Source organism: Pseudomonas sp. JS3066, from assembly GCF_036328175.1.
GTDB lineage: Bacteria > Pseudomonadota > Gammaproteobacteria > Pseudomonadales > Pseudomonadaceae > Metapseudomonas.
This window is the reverse complement of record NZ_CP143312.1, coordinates 4,475,184-4,490,063: the sequence shown is the minus strand read 5'-3', so window position 1 is coordinate 4,490,063 and position 14,880 is coordinate 4,475,184. Positions and strand designations below refer to the sequence as shown.

Sequence of the window (14,880 nt, the reverse complement as noted above, 5' to 3'; positions counted from 1 at the left end):
GCCAACCTTCGGGTCATATCCGGCCACAACCAGAACAAGACGCCAATATGAAGCAATCCCTGACCTTCTCCGCCGAACTGGTGCCCGTCGCCTACGCCGAATCCTTGCTGGGTCTGGCTGAAGAGCTGGGCGTGGCGCGCGAGGCGCTGCTTGCCGGTGCGAGGGTCCGGCCGGAGATCCTCGGCACCCCCAATGGCCGCCTGTCGTTCCTCGATTTCAACCAGCTCGCCGGCACCGCCCTGCAATTGTGCCGGGAACCAGCCCTGGGCCTGCTGCTTGGCAGGCGTCTCAATGTCTCCACCCATGGAATCCTTGGCTATGCGGTGCTCTCCAGCGCCAACCTTGGTCGCGCCCTGCAGTTTGCCCTGAAGTACTACCGCGTCCTGGGACTAGCCTATGAACTGGAGCTGGTGGAGCAGGGCGATTGCCTGCAACTGCGGGCGACCGAATCTTTCCCGATGGGCCCCCTGGGACGATTCGCCGGGGAAGGGCTGCTGGCCAGCTTCTTCAGCATCGCGCGCTTTCTGTTGGGTGAAGAGCTGCACGGGCAGCAAGTGGGTTTCGCCCACCCGGCGCCGGCCTATGCGGCGCGCTATGTGGAGGTCTTCGGTGTCGAAGCGCAGTTCGAGCAGTCCTGCCATTGGCTGAGCCTGCCCAAGCACTACCTGGAGCGGCCCATGGCCCTGGCAAACCCCGCCACGGTGCAGATGTGCCAGCAGCAGTGCGAGGCGTTGCTGGCCACCCTGGATGTGCAGGACGCGTTGCTGACCCGTGTGCGCCGCCTGCTCATGGCTCGTCCCGGCGATTTCCCCGACCTCGACGGTGCCGCCCGCGCCCTGCATACCAGCGGGCGCAGCCTGCGCCGACACCTGGCGGCCATGGGCACCAGTTATCAACAGGTACTGGACGAAGTGCGCAAGGGGCTGGCGCTGCAGTACCTCAGCAGCACCCAGCTGCCGCTGTTCGAGATCGCCGGCCTGCTGGGCTTCAACGATCCCTCCAACTTCCGCCGCGCCTTCCGCAAATGGACGGGCAGGCTGCCGAGCGATTATCGTGCCGGGCCGTGATGCCCATTCCCCGAGCGCCGCAGAGCGCACCGCCGTACCGGAGATGCCCGATGACCCAAGCCACAGCCCTGATTCGCGAAACCTTCCCCGTCGGCCCTTTGCAGTGCAACTGCACCTTGATCGGCGATCCGGTCAGCAAGAAGGCCATCGTCGTCGATCCGGGTGGCAACCACGAGCTGATCCTGGCACGCCTGGAGGCCCACGGCCTGAAGCTCGTCAGCATCATCCATACGCATGCCCACCTCGATCATTTCCTCGCTTCGGGCGAACTGAAGAAAGCCACCGGTGCAACCCTGCATCTGCACAAGGAAGACCAGTTCCTCTGGGACAGCCTGGAAATGCAATGCCGCATGTTCGGTGTGCCCTACAAGCCAGTGCCGGCACCCGACCAGTGGCTGGCCGATGATGAGGAGCTGGCCTGCGGTTGCGGCGTTGCCCTCCACACTCCGGGGCACACGCCAGGCTCCATGAGCTTCTGGTTCCCCGAGGCCAAGCTGCTGATCGCCGGTGACACCCTGTTCCGCCGGGGCATCGGCCGTACCGATCTGTGGGGCGGCGACTACGGCACCATCGAACGCTCGATCAAGCAGCGCCTCTACAGCCTGGACGAGGATGCCACTGTGGTGACCGGTCACGGCCCGGACACGCGCCTGGGCGATGAGATGCGGGAAAATCCGTTCGTGCGAGCCTGATCTACGGAATTTTTACGCGCATTGATGTCTAATCGCCCGCAGCCACACCGGCTAAACGATTTCTCAGGAGTAAAAAGTCCATGTTCACCCCGCGTCGCCTGATCATCGCCGCCACCGCTTTCGCCATGCTGTCGGGCTGTGCTGCTCAGAATCCCTACAATCAACAGGGTGAAGTCCAGGCTCCCGCCGAAGGCGGCATGAGCAAAACCGCCAAGTACGGTGCCCTGGGCGCACTGGCGGGTGCCGTAGCCGGTGCCGCGATCAATCATGACAACCGTGGCAAGGGTGCGCTGATTGGCGCCGCCGTGGCTGGCGCTGCCAGCGCAGGCTACGGCTACTACGTCGACAAGCAGGAAGCCGAGCTGCGCCGCAGCATGGAAGGCACTGGTGTGCAGGTACAGCGCCAGGGCGACAACATCAACCTGATCATGCCCGGCAACATCACGTTCGCCACCAACTCGGCAGATATCGCCAGCAACTTCTACACCCCGCTGAACAACCTGGCGACGTCGTTCAAGCAGTACGACCAGAACAACATTGAAGTGGTCGGCCACACCGACAGCACCGGTAGCCACCAATACAACATGAACCTGTCGCAGCAGCGCGCCCAGAGCGTGGCCAACTACCTGATGGCCCAGGGCGTCAACGGCACTCGCGTTTCCTCCCGTGGCATGGGCCCGGACGTGCCGGTCGCCAGCAACGCCAACGAGGCGGGCCGTTCGCAGAACCGCCGTGTGGAAATCAAGCTGACGCCCATCCCCGGCGCCCAGGCTCCGCAGCAGTACTGATACTGCTCCACCACCACGAGGCCCGCTGTTGCGGGCCTCGTCGTTTCTGCCGCTCGTCGTGCGATTACTGGCGCAACGCCAGTTGTCACTTTCCTGTCTAGACTGCGTTGCAGGGTTCCACCGAACCCTGTTTGAACCGTCGGCCAACGCCCCCAGAGGCGCCGCCACGGACAAGGAGTAGTCAGGAGCGTGCATGGACGACAACCAATCCCCCTTCTCCCGCAAGTACCTGTTGCCGCTGCTGGTGACACTGACCCTGCTGCTCGTGCTCGGCGGTCTGGTTATCTGGCAATGGCTGGCTCTCGAAGCACGTAATCGCGACGAGTACGAGCAGCGCTTCAAGATAGAGGCGGAGGAAATTGCCCAGCGTGTCGGCATCCGGATGCGCGCTTATGAGATGGTCCTGCGTGGCATGTCCGGCCTGATGGTTGGTAGCACCGCCGTGTCTGCCGAGGAGTGGGCTCGGGCCACCGACCAGTTGCAGTTGCAGGACCGCTATCCGGGTATCCAGGCGCTGGCCTGGGCGCGTTACCTGAAACACGAGGAACTCAGCGAATTCGTCGGCGAGATCTGGGACCAGGGGCGTCGCGAGTTCCGCGTATTCCCGTCGGAGCCGAGGGACGAGTACCTGGTGGTGCAATACAGCAGCCCCATGGACTGGCGCAACCGACGTACCCTGGGCTTCGACATGCTCACCGAGGCGGTGCGCCGGGAGGCTATCAATCTCGCCTGGGAGACCGGCGAGGCCATCCTCACCGGACCGGTGAAGCTCAGGCAGGAAACCGATCAGCAAGTGCAGGGAGGACTGCTGCTCTACATGCCGGTGTACCGCCCTGATGCGCCCAGCAGCACCGTCGAGGAGCGCCGTGCGGCACTGATTGGCATGGTCTGCGGTGCCTTCCGCGTGAGCGACCTGATGGACGGCATCCTGGGGACCCAGAGCAGCCTCTACAAAATTGACCTGAAGGACCTCGGTAACCCAGGTCTGCCCCTGTTGGAGACGGTTGGTGGCGAACGCCAGCCACGTTTCCACCAGGTCCAGGAACTGAAACTGTTCGGCCGTACATGGGCTTTGGGCGTAGGCAGCACGGCCAAGTACGAGGCCATGCTGGGCAACAACCGCATCGCTTTCAGCCTCTGGACAGGCCTGGCGGCCGCGGTGCTGCTCTCGCTATTGGTAGGGGGCTACCTCTACCAGCGTGAGCGCCAATTGCAGCTCAGCCTGTCTTCCTCCATCGAACTTGCCGAGCGTGAGGAACGCTTCCGCCTGCTGCTGCAGCACCTGCCAGTGGCCACGCTTATCTGCGACGTCCAAGGGCGTATAGAAATGGCCAATGCCAGTGCTGGCGACTTGTTGGCTTGTGATACCGAATTCCTGCTGGGCCAGCGCCTGCAGCGATACCTGCCGAACATGGCTGCACTGGTGTCGAGTGAGGCTGACCAGGCGCCCACCCAGCTGACCGAGGTTGAAGTGCAACAGGAGGGGGGAGAGCGAATTCCGGTGGCGCTGACCCTGAGCAGCCTTAACCTTGGCGTGAATCATCGCTACCTGATCAACCTGGTGGATCTGCAGGCGCGCAAGAGCGCTGAGGAACGCTTCCGCCTGGTGGTCGAAGCCTCGCCCAACGCCATCGTCCTGGTGGATACCCAGGGGCGGATCGCCATGGTCAATCGGCAGGCCGAGCAGCTCTTCGGCTACAGCCGCCAGGAAATGCTCGATGCACCGGTGGAGAAACTGCTGCCCGAGGCGCTGCGCGAGTCCCATGTGGCGATGCGCGAAGGCTTCCTGCGCAAGCCCGAGCAACGGCGAATGGGCAGCAACCGCGAGCTGTTCGGCCAGCATCGCGACGGCACCATGATCCCCCTGGAGGTGGGACTTTCGCCGATCCGTGCAGGCCGCGAAGTCCTGGTACAGGCGGTGATCATCGACATCACCGAGCGCAGGGCGGCGGAACAGCGGCTGCGTGACCAGGCCGAGCAACTGATGCTGGCCAACCGGTACAAATCGGAATTCCTCGCCAACATGTCGCACGAGCTGCGTACGCCGCTGAACAGCATCCTGATCCTCAGCGACCAGCTACGGCAGAACATGGTCGGTAACCTGACCGAGAAGCAGACCCGGCACGCCGACATCGTCCACCGCGCCGGCAGCGACTTGCTGCAACTGATCAACGATGTCCTCGACCTGGCCAAGGTCGAGGCGGGGCGCATGCAGCTCAAGCTGGAGCCGCTGAACGTCCAGGACATGCTTGCCGAGCTGGATGGCAGCCTGCGGCCTATGGCCGAGATCAAGGGCCTGCGCCTGTCCACGCACATCCAGGCGGGCGTGCCGAGGGTTATCCACAGCGACCGCGTGCGCCTGCACCAGATTCTGCGCAACCTGTTATCCAATGCCCTCAAGTTCACCGAGCAGGGTGAGGTGGAACTGTCCGTGGAGCTGGACCCGTCGGCCGCAACCGATGAACGCGAAGTGCTGCGTTTTGCCGTGCGCGACACTGGTATCGGCATTCCCGAAGACCAGCACGATCGTATCTTCCAGGCTTTCCAGCAGATAGATGGTTCCACCAGCCGGCGCTTCGGCGGTACCGGGCTGGGGCTGGCCATCACGCGTCAACTGGTGCTCGCCCTGGATGGCGACATCACGCTGGAAAGTGTGCCGGGGCGGGGCTCGCGCTTTATCGTCCGACTGCCGGTGGCGGTGGCCGCCAGCCAGCCGAAGGACGACGAGACACCGCCGCAACCGGTGCGCAGCGGCCAAGGCCCGTCCGTGCTGATTGTCGAGGACGACGTCAATTTCGCCTCGGTGATGGCCGAGGAAGCCCAGGCCCACGGATTCTCCAGCGTTCACTGCCGCAGTGGAAAACAGGCCATCGCGCTGCTGCAGAGCGAGCGATTCGCCGCGGTCATCCTCGACATCCTCTTGCCGGACATCAGCGGCTGGCAGATCTACCGACGCCTACGCAGCCATGCGAACCACCGTGCCACGCCGGTGAACATCATCTCCTGCGTGCCACAGCCCCAGGACTGGAACGAGGACGATACCCGCTACCTGGTCAAGCCCATCGCCCGGGAAGACCTGGAGCAGGTGTTCCATGACCTGGAGGGCGGCACTCCGCCGGATGCGCGCAAGCTGCTGCTGGTGGAGGACGTGGATGTAGAGCGTGAGCACTACCGCGAACACCTGGAACAACTGGGCTTCAATGTGGTGGCCAGCGCCAGTGGCGAAGGGGCCCGGAAGGCCTACGCACAGAACGATTTCTCCGCCCTGGTGATCGACCTCGACCTGCCCGACCAGGATGGCTTCGAACTGCTCGACAGCCTCGACCGGGAACGTCCCCTGGACGGCTCGCGCGTGGTCATCAACACCGGTGTTGACGTCAATCAGCAGAACCTTCAGCGCTTGCGCCGCTATTCGGCAGTCGTGGTGCGCAAGGCGGGCGAGGACCTCGACAACCTCAGCTCGGCCGTGCAGGGCTTCCTTGCAGCCGTGCGTCAGCCGAACGCCCTCTCGGACATGGACCCTCTGGAAGGTAGCCGGGTGCTCCTGGTGGATGACGATGTGCGGAACATCTACGCCCTCAGCGCCTTGCTGGACGAGGCCGGCCTGAAGGTGACCGCCGCCCGCGACGGTCTGGAGGCCATCGAATGCTTCCAGCGTGAACCCTTCGACCTGATCCTGATGGACATGGCCATGCCCAATATGGACGGTTACACGGCCACCCGCGTGCTCAAGCAGGAGCACGGTTGCGCTATTCCGATCATCGCCCTGACCGCCCACGCAATGAAGGGCGACCGTGAGAAGTGCATCACCGCCGGTGCCGACGACTACCTGGCCAAGCCGGTCAGTCGCCAGGAAGTGCTGGACATGCTCTACCGCTGGCTGGAACAACCAGGAGGTCGCCATGGCGCACCTGCAGCTTAAAGAGGGCCTGGCGGCCAACATCCTGCTGGTGGTGGACGACCGCCAGGAAAACCTCGCCGCCATGGAGGCGTTGCTGGACGACGGTGAATGGCAGGTCCGTACGGTGGATTCAGGCGAGGCCGCGCTCAAGTGTCTGCTGGAAGAGGAAGTCGGCCTGGTACTGCTGGACGTGCAGATGCCGCGCATGGACGGTTTCGAAGTGGCTCGGTTGATGCGTAGCAGTCCGTTGACCCGCTTCACGCCGATCATCTTCATCTCCGCCATCGCCCATACCCAGGACGCAGTGCTCCGTGGCTACTCCTCCGGTGCGGTGGACTTCATTCTCAAGCCGTTCGACCCCCAGGTGCTGCGTCACAAGATCCAGTCGCTGCTGGCCCACGAGCGCAATCGGCGCGACCTGCTGCAGCTCAGCCAGCAACTCGACACCGCGCGCGCCTTCAACGCCTCGGTGCTGGAGAATGCCGCCGAGGGCATCCTGGTAGTGGGCGAAGACGGCCTGATCAGTTTCGCCAACCCGGCCATGGCGCAGATGCTCCAGGGCAGCGTGGACGATCTGGAGGGCCGGCCACTGCTGAGCCTGATTGCCCATCCCGAAATGGCGAGCGAATGGAAACTGTCGGATTTCTACCGCCACTGGAGGCAGAACCAGACCTACCGCCTGCATGACGCCAGTCTCAAGACAATGGGGGGCGAGCGTCTGCCGGTGGCACTGTCGTCCTCGCCGCTGCCACGGCTGCAGCGCTCCATGGTGGTCATTGCCCTGGATATGTCAGTGGTGCGTCAGTTGCACGCCCAACTGGAGTCCCAGGCAATCACCGATGCCCTGACCGGACTGCTCAACCGCCGAGGCTTCCACCAGGCGCTGGAGGCTTCCCTGGCGCGCATCGAACGTAACGGCAAGCGCATGGCGGTGCTCTACCTGGACCTGGACGGTTTCAAGCTGATCAACGACTCCCTGGGCCATGAGGCCGGCGACCGCGTGCTGCGACGGGTAGCGGAACAGTTGAAGAACTGCCTGCGCCCCTACGACATCCTGGCGCGCATGGGGGGCGACGAATTCACTGCACTTCTGGATACCCTCGACCACCCCGAAGACGCTGCAAGGGTTGCCGAGAAACTCATCGAACTGGTCTCGGTGCGCCACCGCATCGAGGGCATCGATGTCACCCTCGGCGCCAGCGTCGGCATCGCCTGCTTCCCCGAGTGCGGACAGAGTGTGGACGGCCTGTTGCGCGCGGCGGACATCGCCATGTACGAGGCCAAGCGCGCCGGTCGTCAGCAGTACCGCTTCTACTCGCCGGAAATGAATGGCCGCGCCCGCTCCCGTCTGATGCTGGAGGAAAGCCTGCGCAATGCCATCGAGCAGAACGACTTCCATCTGGTGTACCAGCCGCAGGTCAACCTGGAGACCGGTCGCCTGCGTGGCTTCGAGGCGTTGTTGCGCTGGGAACATCGAGTGGCCGGCACCGTGGCGCCCAATGTATTCATCCCGCTGCTGGAGGAAACCCGCCTTATCAACCGCCTGGGCGACTGGGTACTGCGGGAGGGGGCCAGCCAGTGCAGCGCCTGGCAGCCGACCTTTGGCAGCGACCTGGTGGTGAGCCTGAATGTCAGTCCGGTGCAGTTCGGCATGCCGCAACTGGTGGATGACCTGCGGCGGGTGCTCGGGGAATTCCGCTTGCGCCCCGAGCAGTTGGAAGTGGAGGTCACGGAAAGCGCGTTGATGCAGGACCTGGAGCTGACCCGCGAACAGCTCAGGCAGCTGCGTGCCCTGGGGGTGCGTATCGCCATCGACGACTTCGGCACGGGCTATTCGTCCCTGGCCTACCTGCGGCATTTCGAGCTGGATACCCTGAAGATCGATCGCCTGTTCATTTCCAACATGCTGGAGTCGCGTCGCGACGCCGCGGTGGTCAGCACCATCATCGACCTCAGCCGCCACCTGGGACTGGAAGTGATCGCCGAGGGGGTGGAGACCCTGGCGCAGCGCGACTGGCTGCTGGAACACGGCTGCACTTTCATGCAGGGCTTCCTGGTGGCGCCCGGGCTGCCGGTGGCCAAGGCTGAGGCCTTCCCGAAAGTGGTGGACTGGGTCGCGTTGCGCGAGGGATCAGATAGCCTGACGGCCTCTCCCTGAAACCGGGGCAGGCCATCACGCATACCGGAAGTCGCGGGCCTACACTTCATTAGTCGGGGCATCGGGGTTCGCGCCCGCTGCCTATTGAGAAAAGGAGGCTCCATGTACTGCTTTGTTGTGGCGTATCCCAATGCACCGGGCGCCAAGTTCGACTTCACCTACTACTGTGAGGAACACATCCCGCTCCTGTCCCGCCTGATCGGCGAAAACCTGGTGAAGCTCGAAGTGCGCAAGGGCTTGGCTGCAGCGGATGGCGCCGTGGCGCCGTTTATCTGCATGGCCAATATCTGGGTACTGTCGGTGGATGAATTGCGCAGCACTCTGGAACTGAACGGCGACGAGATAAGCGCCGATATCGCCAACTACACCAACCTGGCGCCGTTGCTCCAGGTAGATGAGGTGCTACAGACGGCCTAGAGCAAGAAAAAGCCCGCCAATCGGCGGGCTTTTCGTATCCGGCTCAGGCTGCCGGGAATTGCTGGTGCAGCCGCACCAGCTGGGCATCCTTGGCCTCCCACAGGCGGTTCACCCATTGCTGGAAGGCCAGGCGGTATTGCTCGTCCTGGTCGTAGTTCTTGCCGATGAACTCGCCAGGAATCTCCAGTTTCTCGATGCGTACCACTACCTGGCGCAAGCGGCCGGCCAGCAAGGTCCAGAAATTCGGGTTGCCATCCGGGTAGTGAATGGTGACGTTGACCAGCGAATGCAACTGCTCACCCATGGCGTCGAGCACGAAGGCGATGCCGCCTGCCTTGGGCTTGAGCAGGTATTGGAAAGGCGAACCCTGTTCGTCGTGTTTGGCACGGGTGAAGCGGGTGCCTTCGAGGAAGTTGAAAATGCCCACCGGGTTGTCACGGAACTTGTCGCAGGTGCGGCGGGTGGTTTCCAGGTCCTTGCCCTTTTTCTCCGGGTGCTTGGCCAGGTAAGCCTTGGAGTAGCGCTTCATGAAGGGGAAATCCAGCGCCCACCAGCACAGGCCGATCACCGGGACCCAGATCAACTCCTGCTTGAGGAAGAAACGCAGCAGACGGATGCGCCGGTTGAACAAGTGTTGCAGGACCAGGATGTCCACCCAGCTCTGGTGATTGCTGGTGACCAGGTAGCTGTGCTGGTAATCGAGCCCGGCCAGTCCGTCGACGTCCCAGCGGGTGTCGCGCACCAGGCGCATCCACAACTTGTTGCAGCTGATCCAGCCCTCGGCGATGAAGCTAGCGGCCCAGTTCAGCACGCCCTTGGTGGCGCGGAAGGGCAGCAGCAGCTTCAGCAGCGTCACAGCGAACAGCGGCATGCACCAGAACAGGGTGTTGAGCGCCAGCAGGACAGCTGCCAGGGCGCCGAGCAGGGGGGCGGGGATAAAGCTGAGCATGAAAGGGTGGAGCCTCACCGTGGGTGGTCGTAGCCACCGCGTCATGGATAGGGCCCGCTGCATTCCCTGACTGCGGGCAGAATGGTGGCCAAGGTTAACGGTTGTTCACTCAACTGCAAGCGGGAAGGGTGACCGGGCGGTCGGGAGCGAGGCTAATTCGTCGGCTCTGTTGTAGGGGCGAATGAATTCGCCCCTACAGAGGAAATTCCCGGCAAGGTGTGGTTCTGTCAGCCCTCGCTACCGCACGCCGCCTGGATCGCCGTCAGTGCGATGGTGTGGATGATGTCGTCCACCACGACATTGCGCGGCAGGTCGTTCACCGGCTTGCGCAGGCCCTGGAGCATCAGGCCGCCACTGGCTGCGTGATTGCCCTGTTGCACGGCCTTGTAGGCCGCATCACCGCTGGCGAGGTCGGGGAAGACGAACACCGTGGTGCGTCCGTCCCTGGCGGCGGCATAGGGCAGGGGGCCTTCGATGGGCAGGTCCGGGCGGGCGGCTCGGGCCAGGCGCGTAGCCTCGCCGACCTTGGCCAGCTCAGCTGCGTCTGCCGAATCGCAGATCATCGCCACGCGTGGGGTTATCCCCAGCGCCTCGGCGGAATCCGCACTCTGCAGGGCGATTTCCGCCAGGTCGCTGGCGTCGGGATCGGGGTTCACCGCGCAGTCTCCGTAGACCACCACTTGTTCCGGCAGCAGCATCAGGTAGACGGAAGAGGCGATGCGGTAGCCGGGCGCCGATTTGATCAGCTGCAGCGCCGGGCGAATGGTGTTCGCCGTGGGGTGGATGGCACCGGACACCAGGCCGTCCACTTCGTCCAGGGCCAGCATCATGGTGCCGAGCACAACGCTGTCTTCCAGCTGCGCGGTTGCCATGGGCGCATTGAGGCTCTTGTTCTGGCGCAGTTCCACCATGGGCTGCACATAGCGTTCGCGGACCTTGTCCGGATCGAGGATTTCCAGGCCCTCCGGCAGGTCGATGCCCTGCGCCCTAGCCACGGCATGAACATCGTCCGGCTTGGCCAGCAGCACACAATGGGCGATGCCTCGAGCCTGGCAGGCGGCGGCAGCCTGCACGGTGCGCGGCTCGCTGCCTTCAGGCAGGACGATGCGCTTGCCGGCGAGCTGGGCCTGCTGGATCAGGCGGTGGCGGAACGCCGGGGGAGACAGACGCGGGGTCGCGCTGGGAGCGCCGCAGCGGGCGCGCAGCCAGTCGAGGTCGAGGTTGCGGGCGACGAACTCGGTGACTTTCTCCGCGCGCTCGCGGTCGTCCACCGGGATTTCCTTGTTCATCCGGTTGAGGTTGGTCGCCGTGTCATAGGTGCCGGTTGCCACGCCCAGCACAGGCAGGCCGCCTTGCAGGGCACCTCGGCACAGTTCCAGGGTGCGTGGGTCGGGCTGGATATCGCTGGAGAGCAGCAGGCCGGCAAGCGGCACGCCGTTCATGGACGCCAGGCTGGCGGCGAGGATGATGTCGTCGCGATCGCCAGGCGTCACCACTAGCACGCCCGGTTTGAGCTGTTGCACGGTGTTGGGCACGGTGCGTGCGCAGACGACTATCTTCTGCACGCGGCGCTGGTCGTAGTCGCCGGCATTGATCACCTGGGCCTGCAGCAGGTCGGCGACGTCGCGGGTTCGCGGTGCGTTCAGTTCGTCCAGCCAGGGCACGCTGCCCAGCAGGCGGAAGTCGTCGCCGCGGAGCAGGGGTGACTGCTCCTTGAGGCGGCGGGCGAATTCGTCGTCGCGCACCTTGTTGAGGATCACCCCGAGGACCTTCGGGTCACGCGGTCCGCCGAATTGCTGGGCCTGGATCTCCAGGCGATCGGACAATTCCGAGAGACTCTCGTCTTCCGGCGCCGATACCAGGATCACGTCGGCGTCCAGGCTCTTGGCCAGGTGGAAGTTGATGCGCGCGGCGTAGCTGGCGTGTCGGGTCGGCACCATGCCTTCGACAATCACGACGTCCTTGTCCTCGGCGGCCTTATGGAACAGGCCGGTGATGTCTTCCAGCAACTCGTCCAACTGGCCGTCGGCGAGCATCCGCTCCACCTGGGACTGCGCCAGTGGCGTCGGTGGTTTGAGACCATGGGTGCGGGCCACCAGCTCGGTGGAGCGCTCCGGGCCGAGGTCGCCGGGGTGGGGCTGGGCCACCGGCTTGAGGAAGCCGACCTGCAGGCCAGCCAGCTCCAGGGCACGTACCAATCCCAGGCTGGTGGAGGTCAGACCGACGCCGAATCCGGTCGGGGCGATGAAAAAGCAGTGCATGGGGCTCCTTGGCGAAAACGGTTCAGGCGAGCAGGCCTAGGGTATCGAGGGCGATCTGGCGTTCTTCGTTGGTCGGCACCACCAGCACGCGTGGATGGCCACGCTGGTGGATGGGGCCGGCGATGCCGCGCACGCAGCGCGCGTTGGCTTCGCGGTCGATGGCCAGGTTGAGCAGCTTCAGGTGATCCACCGTGCGGCTGCGCACAAGGGGTGAATTCTCGCCGATCTCGCCGGTGAAGATCAGCCCGTCCAGCTGTGGCAGAGCGCAGCTTACGGCCGCCAGGGTCTTGGCCAGGCGATAGCAGAAGACTTCGATGGCCAGGGTGGCGCCGGCGTGGCCCTGGTCGCGGGCTGTTTCCAGGCTGCGCATGTCCTTGGCCAGATTGGAGAGGCCGAGCAGACCGCTTTCCTGACGCAGTACCTGGTCGATCTTCTCCAGGCTCCAACCAAGGCTGCGGTGCAACTGGGTATAGAGATGCGGGTCGATATCGCCGCAGCGGTTGGCCATGACCAGGTTCATGCTGGCGTCGCGGCTCTGGCCGTTGACGATGGCGCAGGCGGAGCTGTGCTCGCCGACGTGCGCGGAAAGCCAACAGCTGTCTCCGAGCGATAGTCCGGCCAGCTCGGCGGCACGGCGACTGACGAAACGGTGGCTGTTGCCGTGGAAGGCATAGCGGCGCAGACCGTGGTCGCGGTAGACGGCATCCGGCAGGGCGAGGCGGTAGACGTGCTCGGGCATGCTCTGGTGGAAGGCCGTATCGAACACGGCCACATGGGGCAGGTTCGGCAGCAGGTGCATGGCGGCGTCGATGCCGACCAGGCTGGCCGGCATCTGCTGCGGCGCCAGCGGGACCAGGGCCTGCAGGCAGCGGATCACCTGGGCATCCACGCGGCAGGCGGAGTTGAACAGCTCGCCACCGTGCAACACGTGGTGGCCGACGCCATGCAGCTTGCCGCCGGCCGCACCCAGGACAATGGGCATCAGCTGCGACAGCGCGGCGCGGTGGTCGGCGTTGGGGATCATCAGACTGTCTTTGTCACCGCCGCGCTGCCAGCGCAGTTCGGCGTTACGGCTGCCAAGCCCGTCGGCCATGCCGTGGAAGATGAACTGACTGTGGGCCTCGTTGACCAGGGCGAAGCGCAGGGATGTCCTGCGGGCATGGATCACCAGGATGTTGCGTGCAGGCATCAGGTTTCCTCGGTGGGGACAGGGGCCATGCCCTGGGCGCACCAGCCGCAGGGGAAGAGGCGGCCCAACTGGTCGGCGCGTTGCGCGGGATCGAGCACCCAGGCGCGCGACTGCCAGGGTGGCTGGTGCCGCAAGTGCTGAGTATGGCCGCAGGAAAGCACTGCCACCCAGTGACCGTCCTCGTCTTGCCTGTAGCCGACCAGCCGGGGCCGCCCGTCAGCGTTCGGGTCGCAATCGACTTGCCGCGCGGTTAAACTTGCTCGTTCATCATTCATTCGCAGAAGGTCTCGCACCATGCTGATCGCCGCCAACAAGGCCGTGTCCATCGACTATACCCTTACCAACGACGCCGGTGAGGTGATCGACAGTTCCGCTGGCGGCGCTCCGCTGGTGTACCTGCACGGCGCCGGCAACATCATCGCTGGCCTGGAACGTGCACTCGAAGGCAAGCAGATTGGTGACGAGCTGAATGTTGCCGTCGAGCCCGAAGATGCCTACGGCGAGTACAGCGCCGAGCTGGTCGCTACCCTGGACCGCGCCATGTTCGAAGGCGTCGACCAGCTGGAAGTCGGCATGCAGTTCCACGCCTCCGGCCCGGACGGCAGCATGCAGATCGTCACCATCCGCGACATCGACGGTGACGACGTAACCGTGGACGGCAACCACCCGCTGGCCGGCCAGCGCCTGAACTTCAAGGTCAAGGTAGTCACCGTGCGTGACGCCAGCGACGAAGAGATCGCCCACGGTCACATCCACGGCGAAGGCGGTCACCACCACTGACCGATCGTCCGCGACTGTCGACCCGGCAATTCGCGAATCGGCTGCTAAGCTGAAAAAACCGAAAAGGCGCCCCGGGGCGCCTTTTTTGTCCGCTGTGAAATCCCTGAGATTTTCGAGGAGTCAGTCATGAGTGCCTTTCACGACCTCAATCTGCGTGCGCTCGACGGTCAGGATCTGCCGTTGGCGCCGTACAAGGGCCAGGTGGTGTTGGTGGTGAATGTCGCCTCCAAGTGCGGCCTGACGCCCCAATACGCCGGGCTGGAAAAGCTCTACCAGCAATACCGTGACAAGGGTTTCACCGTGCTGGGCCTGCCGTGCAACCAGTTTGCCGGGCAGGAGCCGGGCAGCGAGGACGAGATCCGCGAGTTCTGCAGCCTGAACTACGGTGTGACCTTCCCCCTGGGCAGCAAGATCGAGGTCAACGGATCGGCCCGTCACCCGCTGTATCGCCTACTGGCGGGCGAGGGCGCCGAATTCCCCGGCGAGATCACCTGGAACTTCGAGAAGTTCCTTGTCGGCAAGGACGGCCGCGTGCTGGCGCGCTTCTCTCCGCGCACCGCGCCGGACGATCCCGCGCTGATCCAGGCTGTCGAAAAGGCCCTGGCCTGATGCACCTCCTGCACTCATGAACGCTTGACCGTAGGAGCCAGCTTGCTGGCTCCTACGTTTCCTCCCCCG

The 14,880-nt window shown here is 64.3% G+C and carries 12 protein-coding genes; 8 read left to right on the top strand and 4 right to left on the bottom strand.

All coding sequences use genetic code 11. The features are described 5' to 3' along the window. Positions 1–47: 47 nt before the first annotated feature. From SA496_RS21215 to SA496_RS21190, 6 genes are all read left to right on the top strand, one after another. A complete protein-coding gene (locus SA496_RS21215) occupies positions 48–1,067 on the top strand; it encodes an AraC family transcriptional regulator (RefSeq protein ID WP_120654653.1) in 1,020 nt (339 codons plus the stop codon). Between the two features lie 50 nt (positions 1,068–1,117). Further along, positions 1,118–1,759, top strand: a complete 642-nt coding sequence (locus tag SA496_RS21210; protein ID WP_153918532.1) for an MBL fold metallo-hydrolase — start codon at positions 1,118–1,120, stop codon at positions 1,757–1,759. 80 nt (positions 1,760–1,839) lie between these two features. Further along, positions 1,840–2,547, top strand: coding sequence for an OmpA family protein (locus SA496_RS21205; RefSeq protein WP_120654655.1), 708 nt, complete (start codon positions 1,840–1,842; stop codon positions 2,545–2,547). A gap of 193 nt (positions 2,548–2,740) precedes the next feature. Continuing rightward, positions 2,741–6,469 (top strand): response regulator, encoded by a 3,729-nt coding sequence (locus SA496_RS21200; protein WP_120654656.1) that lies wholly within the window; start codon positions 2,741–2,743, stop codon positions 6,467–6,469. Next, a complete protein-coding gene (locus SA496_RS21195) occupies positions 6,450–8,606 on the top strand; it encodes a putative bifunctional diguanylate cyclase/phosphodiesterase (protein WP_120654657.1) in 2,157 nt (718 codons plus the stop codon). Before SA496_RS21200 ends, SA496_RS21195 begins: the two co-directional genes overlap by 20 nt. Before the next feature lie 102 nt (positions 8,607–8,708). Beyond that, positions 8,709–9,023 carry an EthD family reductase gene (locus tag SA496_RS21190; protein WP_120654658.1) on the top strand — a complete coding sequence of 105 codons (315 nt, stop codon included), beginning with the start codon at positions 8,709–8,711 and terminating at the stop codon, positions 9,021–9,023. 43 nt (positions 9,024–9,066) lie between these two features. On the opposite strand, the gene SA496_RS21185 is transcribed toward SA496_RS21190, so the two are convergent. From SA496_RS21185 to SA496_RS21170, 4 genes are all read right to left on the bottom strand, one after another. Then, a complete protein-coding gene (locus SA496_RS21185) occupies positions 9,067–9,972 on the bottom strand; it encodes an acyltransferase (protein ID WP_120654659.1) in 906 nt (301 codons plus the stop codon). A 227-nt stretch (positions 9,973–10,199) separates the two neighbouring features. Then, the gene (gene pta / locus SA496_RS21180; RefSeq protein ID WP_330114414.1) at positions 10,200–12,233 is read right to left on the bottom strand and encodes a phosphate acetyltransferase; all 2,034 of its coding nucleotides are present in this window, start codon (positions 12,231–12,233) and stop codon (positions 10,200–10,202) included. A gap of 22 nt (positions 12,234–12,255) precedes the next feature. Next, positions 12,256–13,422, bottom strand: a complete 1,167-nt coding sequence (locus SA496_RS21175; protein ID WP_330114413.1) for an acetate/propionate family kinase — start codon at positions 13,420–13,422, stop codon at positions 12,256–12,258. Then, positions 13,422–13,748, bottom strand: coding sequence for a DUF3565 domain-containing protein (locus tag SA496_RS21170; protein ID WP_120655357.1), 327 nt, complete (start codon positions 13,746–13,748; stop codon positions 13,422–13,424). The genes SA496_RS21175 and SA496_RS21170 overlap by 1 nt, the downstream gene beginning before the upstream one ends. Between SA496_RS21170 and SA496_RS21165 the strand changes: the two genes are divergently transcribed. Beyond that, positions 13,717–14,202, top strand: a complete 486-nt coding sequence (locus SA496_RS21165) for an FKBP-type peptidyl-prolyl cis-trans isomerase (protein WP_120654662.1) — start codon at positions 13,717–13,719, stop codon at positions 14,200–14,202. The genes SA496_RS21170 and SA496_RS21165 overlap by 32 nt on opposite strands. A gap of 126 nt (positions 14,203–14,328) precedes the next feature. After that, positions 14,329–14,811 carry a glutathione peroxidase gene (locus tag SA496_RS21160; RefSeq protein ID WP_120654663.1) on the top strand — a complete coding sequence of 161 codons (483 nt, stop codon included), beginning with the start codon at positions 14,329–14,331 and terminating at the stop codon, positions 14,809–14,811. The last annotated feature ends 69 nt before the right edge of the window (positions 14,812–14,880 follow it).

Bases quoted from the DNA above. Each gene is read 5' to 3' on its own strand.
- SA496_RS21215 (WP_120654653.1), top strand. From the start codon at position 48: ATGAAGCAATCCCTGACCTTCTCCGCCGAACTGGTGCCCGTCGCCTAC.
- SA496_RS21210 (WP_153918532.1), top strand. From the start codon at position 1,118: ATGACCCAAGCCACAGCCCTGATTCGCGAAACCTTCCCCGTCGGCCCT.
- SA496_RS21205 (WP_120654655.1), top strand. From the start codon at position 1,840: ATGTTCACCCCGCGTCGCCTGATCATCGCCGCCACCGCTTTCGCCATG.
- SA496_RS21200 (WP_120654656.1), top strand. From the start codon at position 2,741: ATGGACGACAACCAATCCCCCTTCTCCCGCAAGTACCTGTTGCCGCTG.
- SA496_RS21195 (WP_120654657.1), top strand. From the start codon at position 6,450: ATGGCGCACCTGCAGCTTAAAGAGGGCCTGGCGGCCAACATCCTGCTG.
- SA496_RS21190 (WP_120654658.1), top strand. From the start codon at position 8,709: ATGTACTGCTTTGTTGTGGCGTATCCCAATGCACCGGGCGCCAAGTTC.
- SA496_RS21185 (WP_120654659.1), bottom strand. From the start codon at position 9,972: ATGCTCAGCTTTATCCCCGCCCCCCTGCTCGGCGCCCTGGCAGCTGTC.
- pta (WP_330114414.1), bottom strand. From the start codon at position 12,233: ATGCACTGCTTTTTCATCGCCCCGACCGGATTCGGCGTCGGTCTGACC.
- SA496_RS21175 (WP_330114413.1), bottom strand. From the start codon at position 13,422: ATGCCTGCACGCAACATCCTGGTGATCCATGCCCGCAGGACATCCCTG.
- SA496_RS21165 (WP_120654662.1), top strand. From the start codon at position 13,717: ATGCTGATCGCCGCCAACAAGGCCGTGTCCATCGACTATACCCTTACC.
- SA496_RS21170 (WP_120655357.1), bottom strand. From the start codon at position 13,748: ATGGACACGGCCTTGTTGGCGGCGATCAGCATGGTGCGAGACCTTCTG.
- SA496_RS21160 (WP_120654663.1), top strand. From the start codon at position 14,329: ATGAGTGCCTTTCACGACCTCAATCTGCGTGCGCTCGACGGTCAGGAT.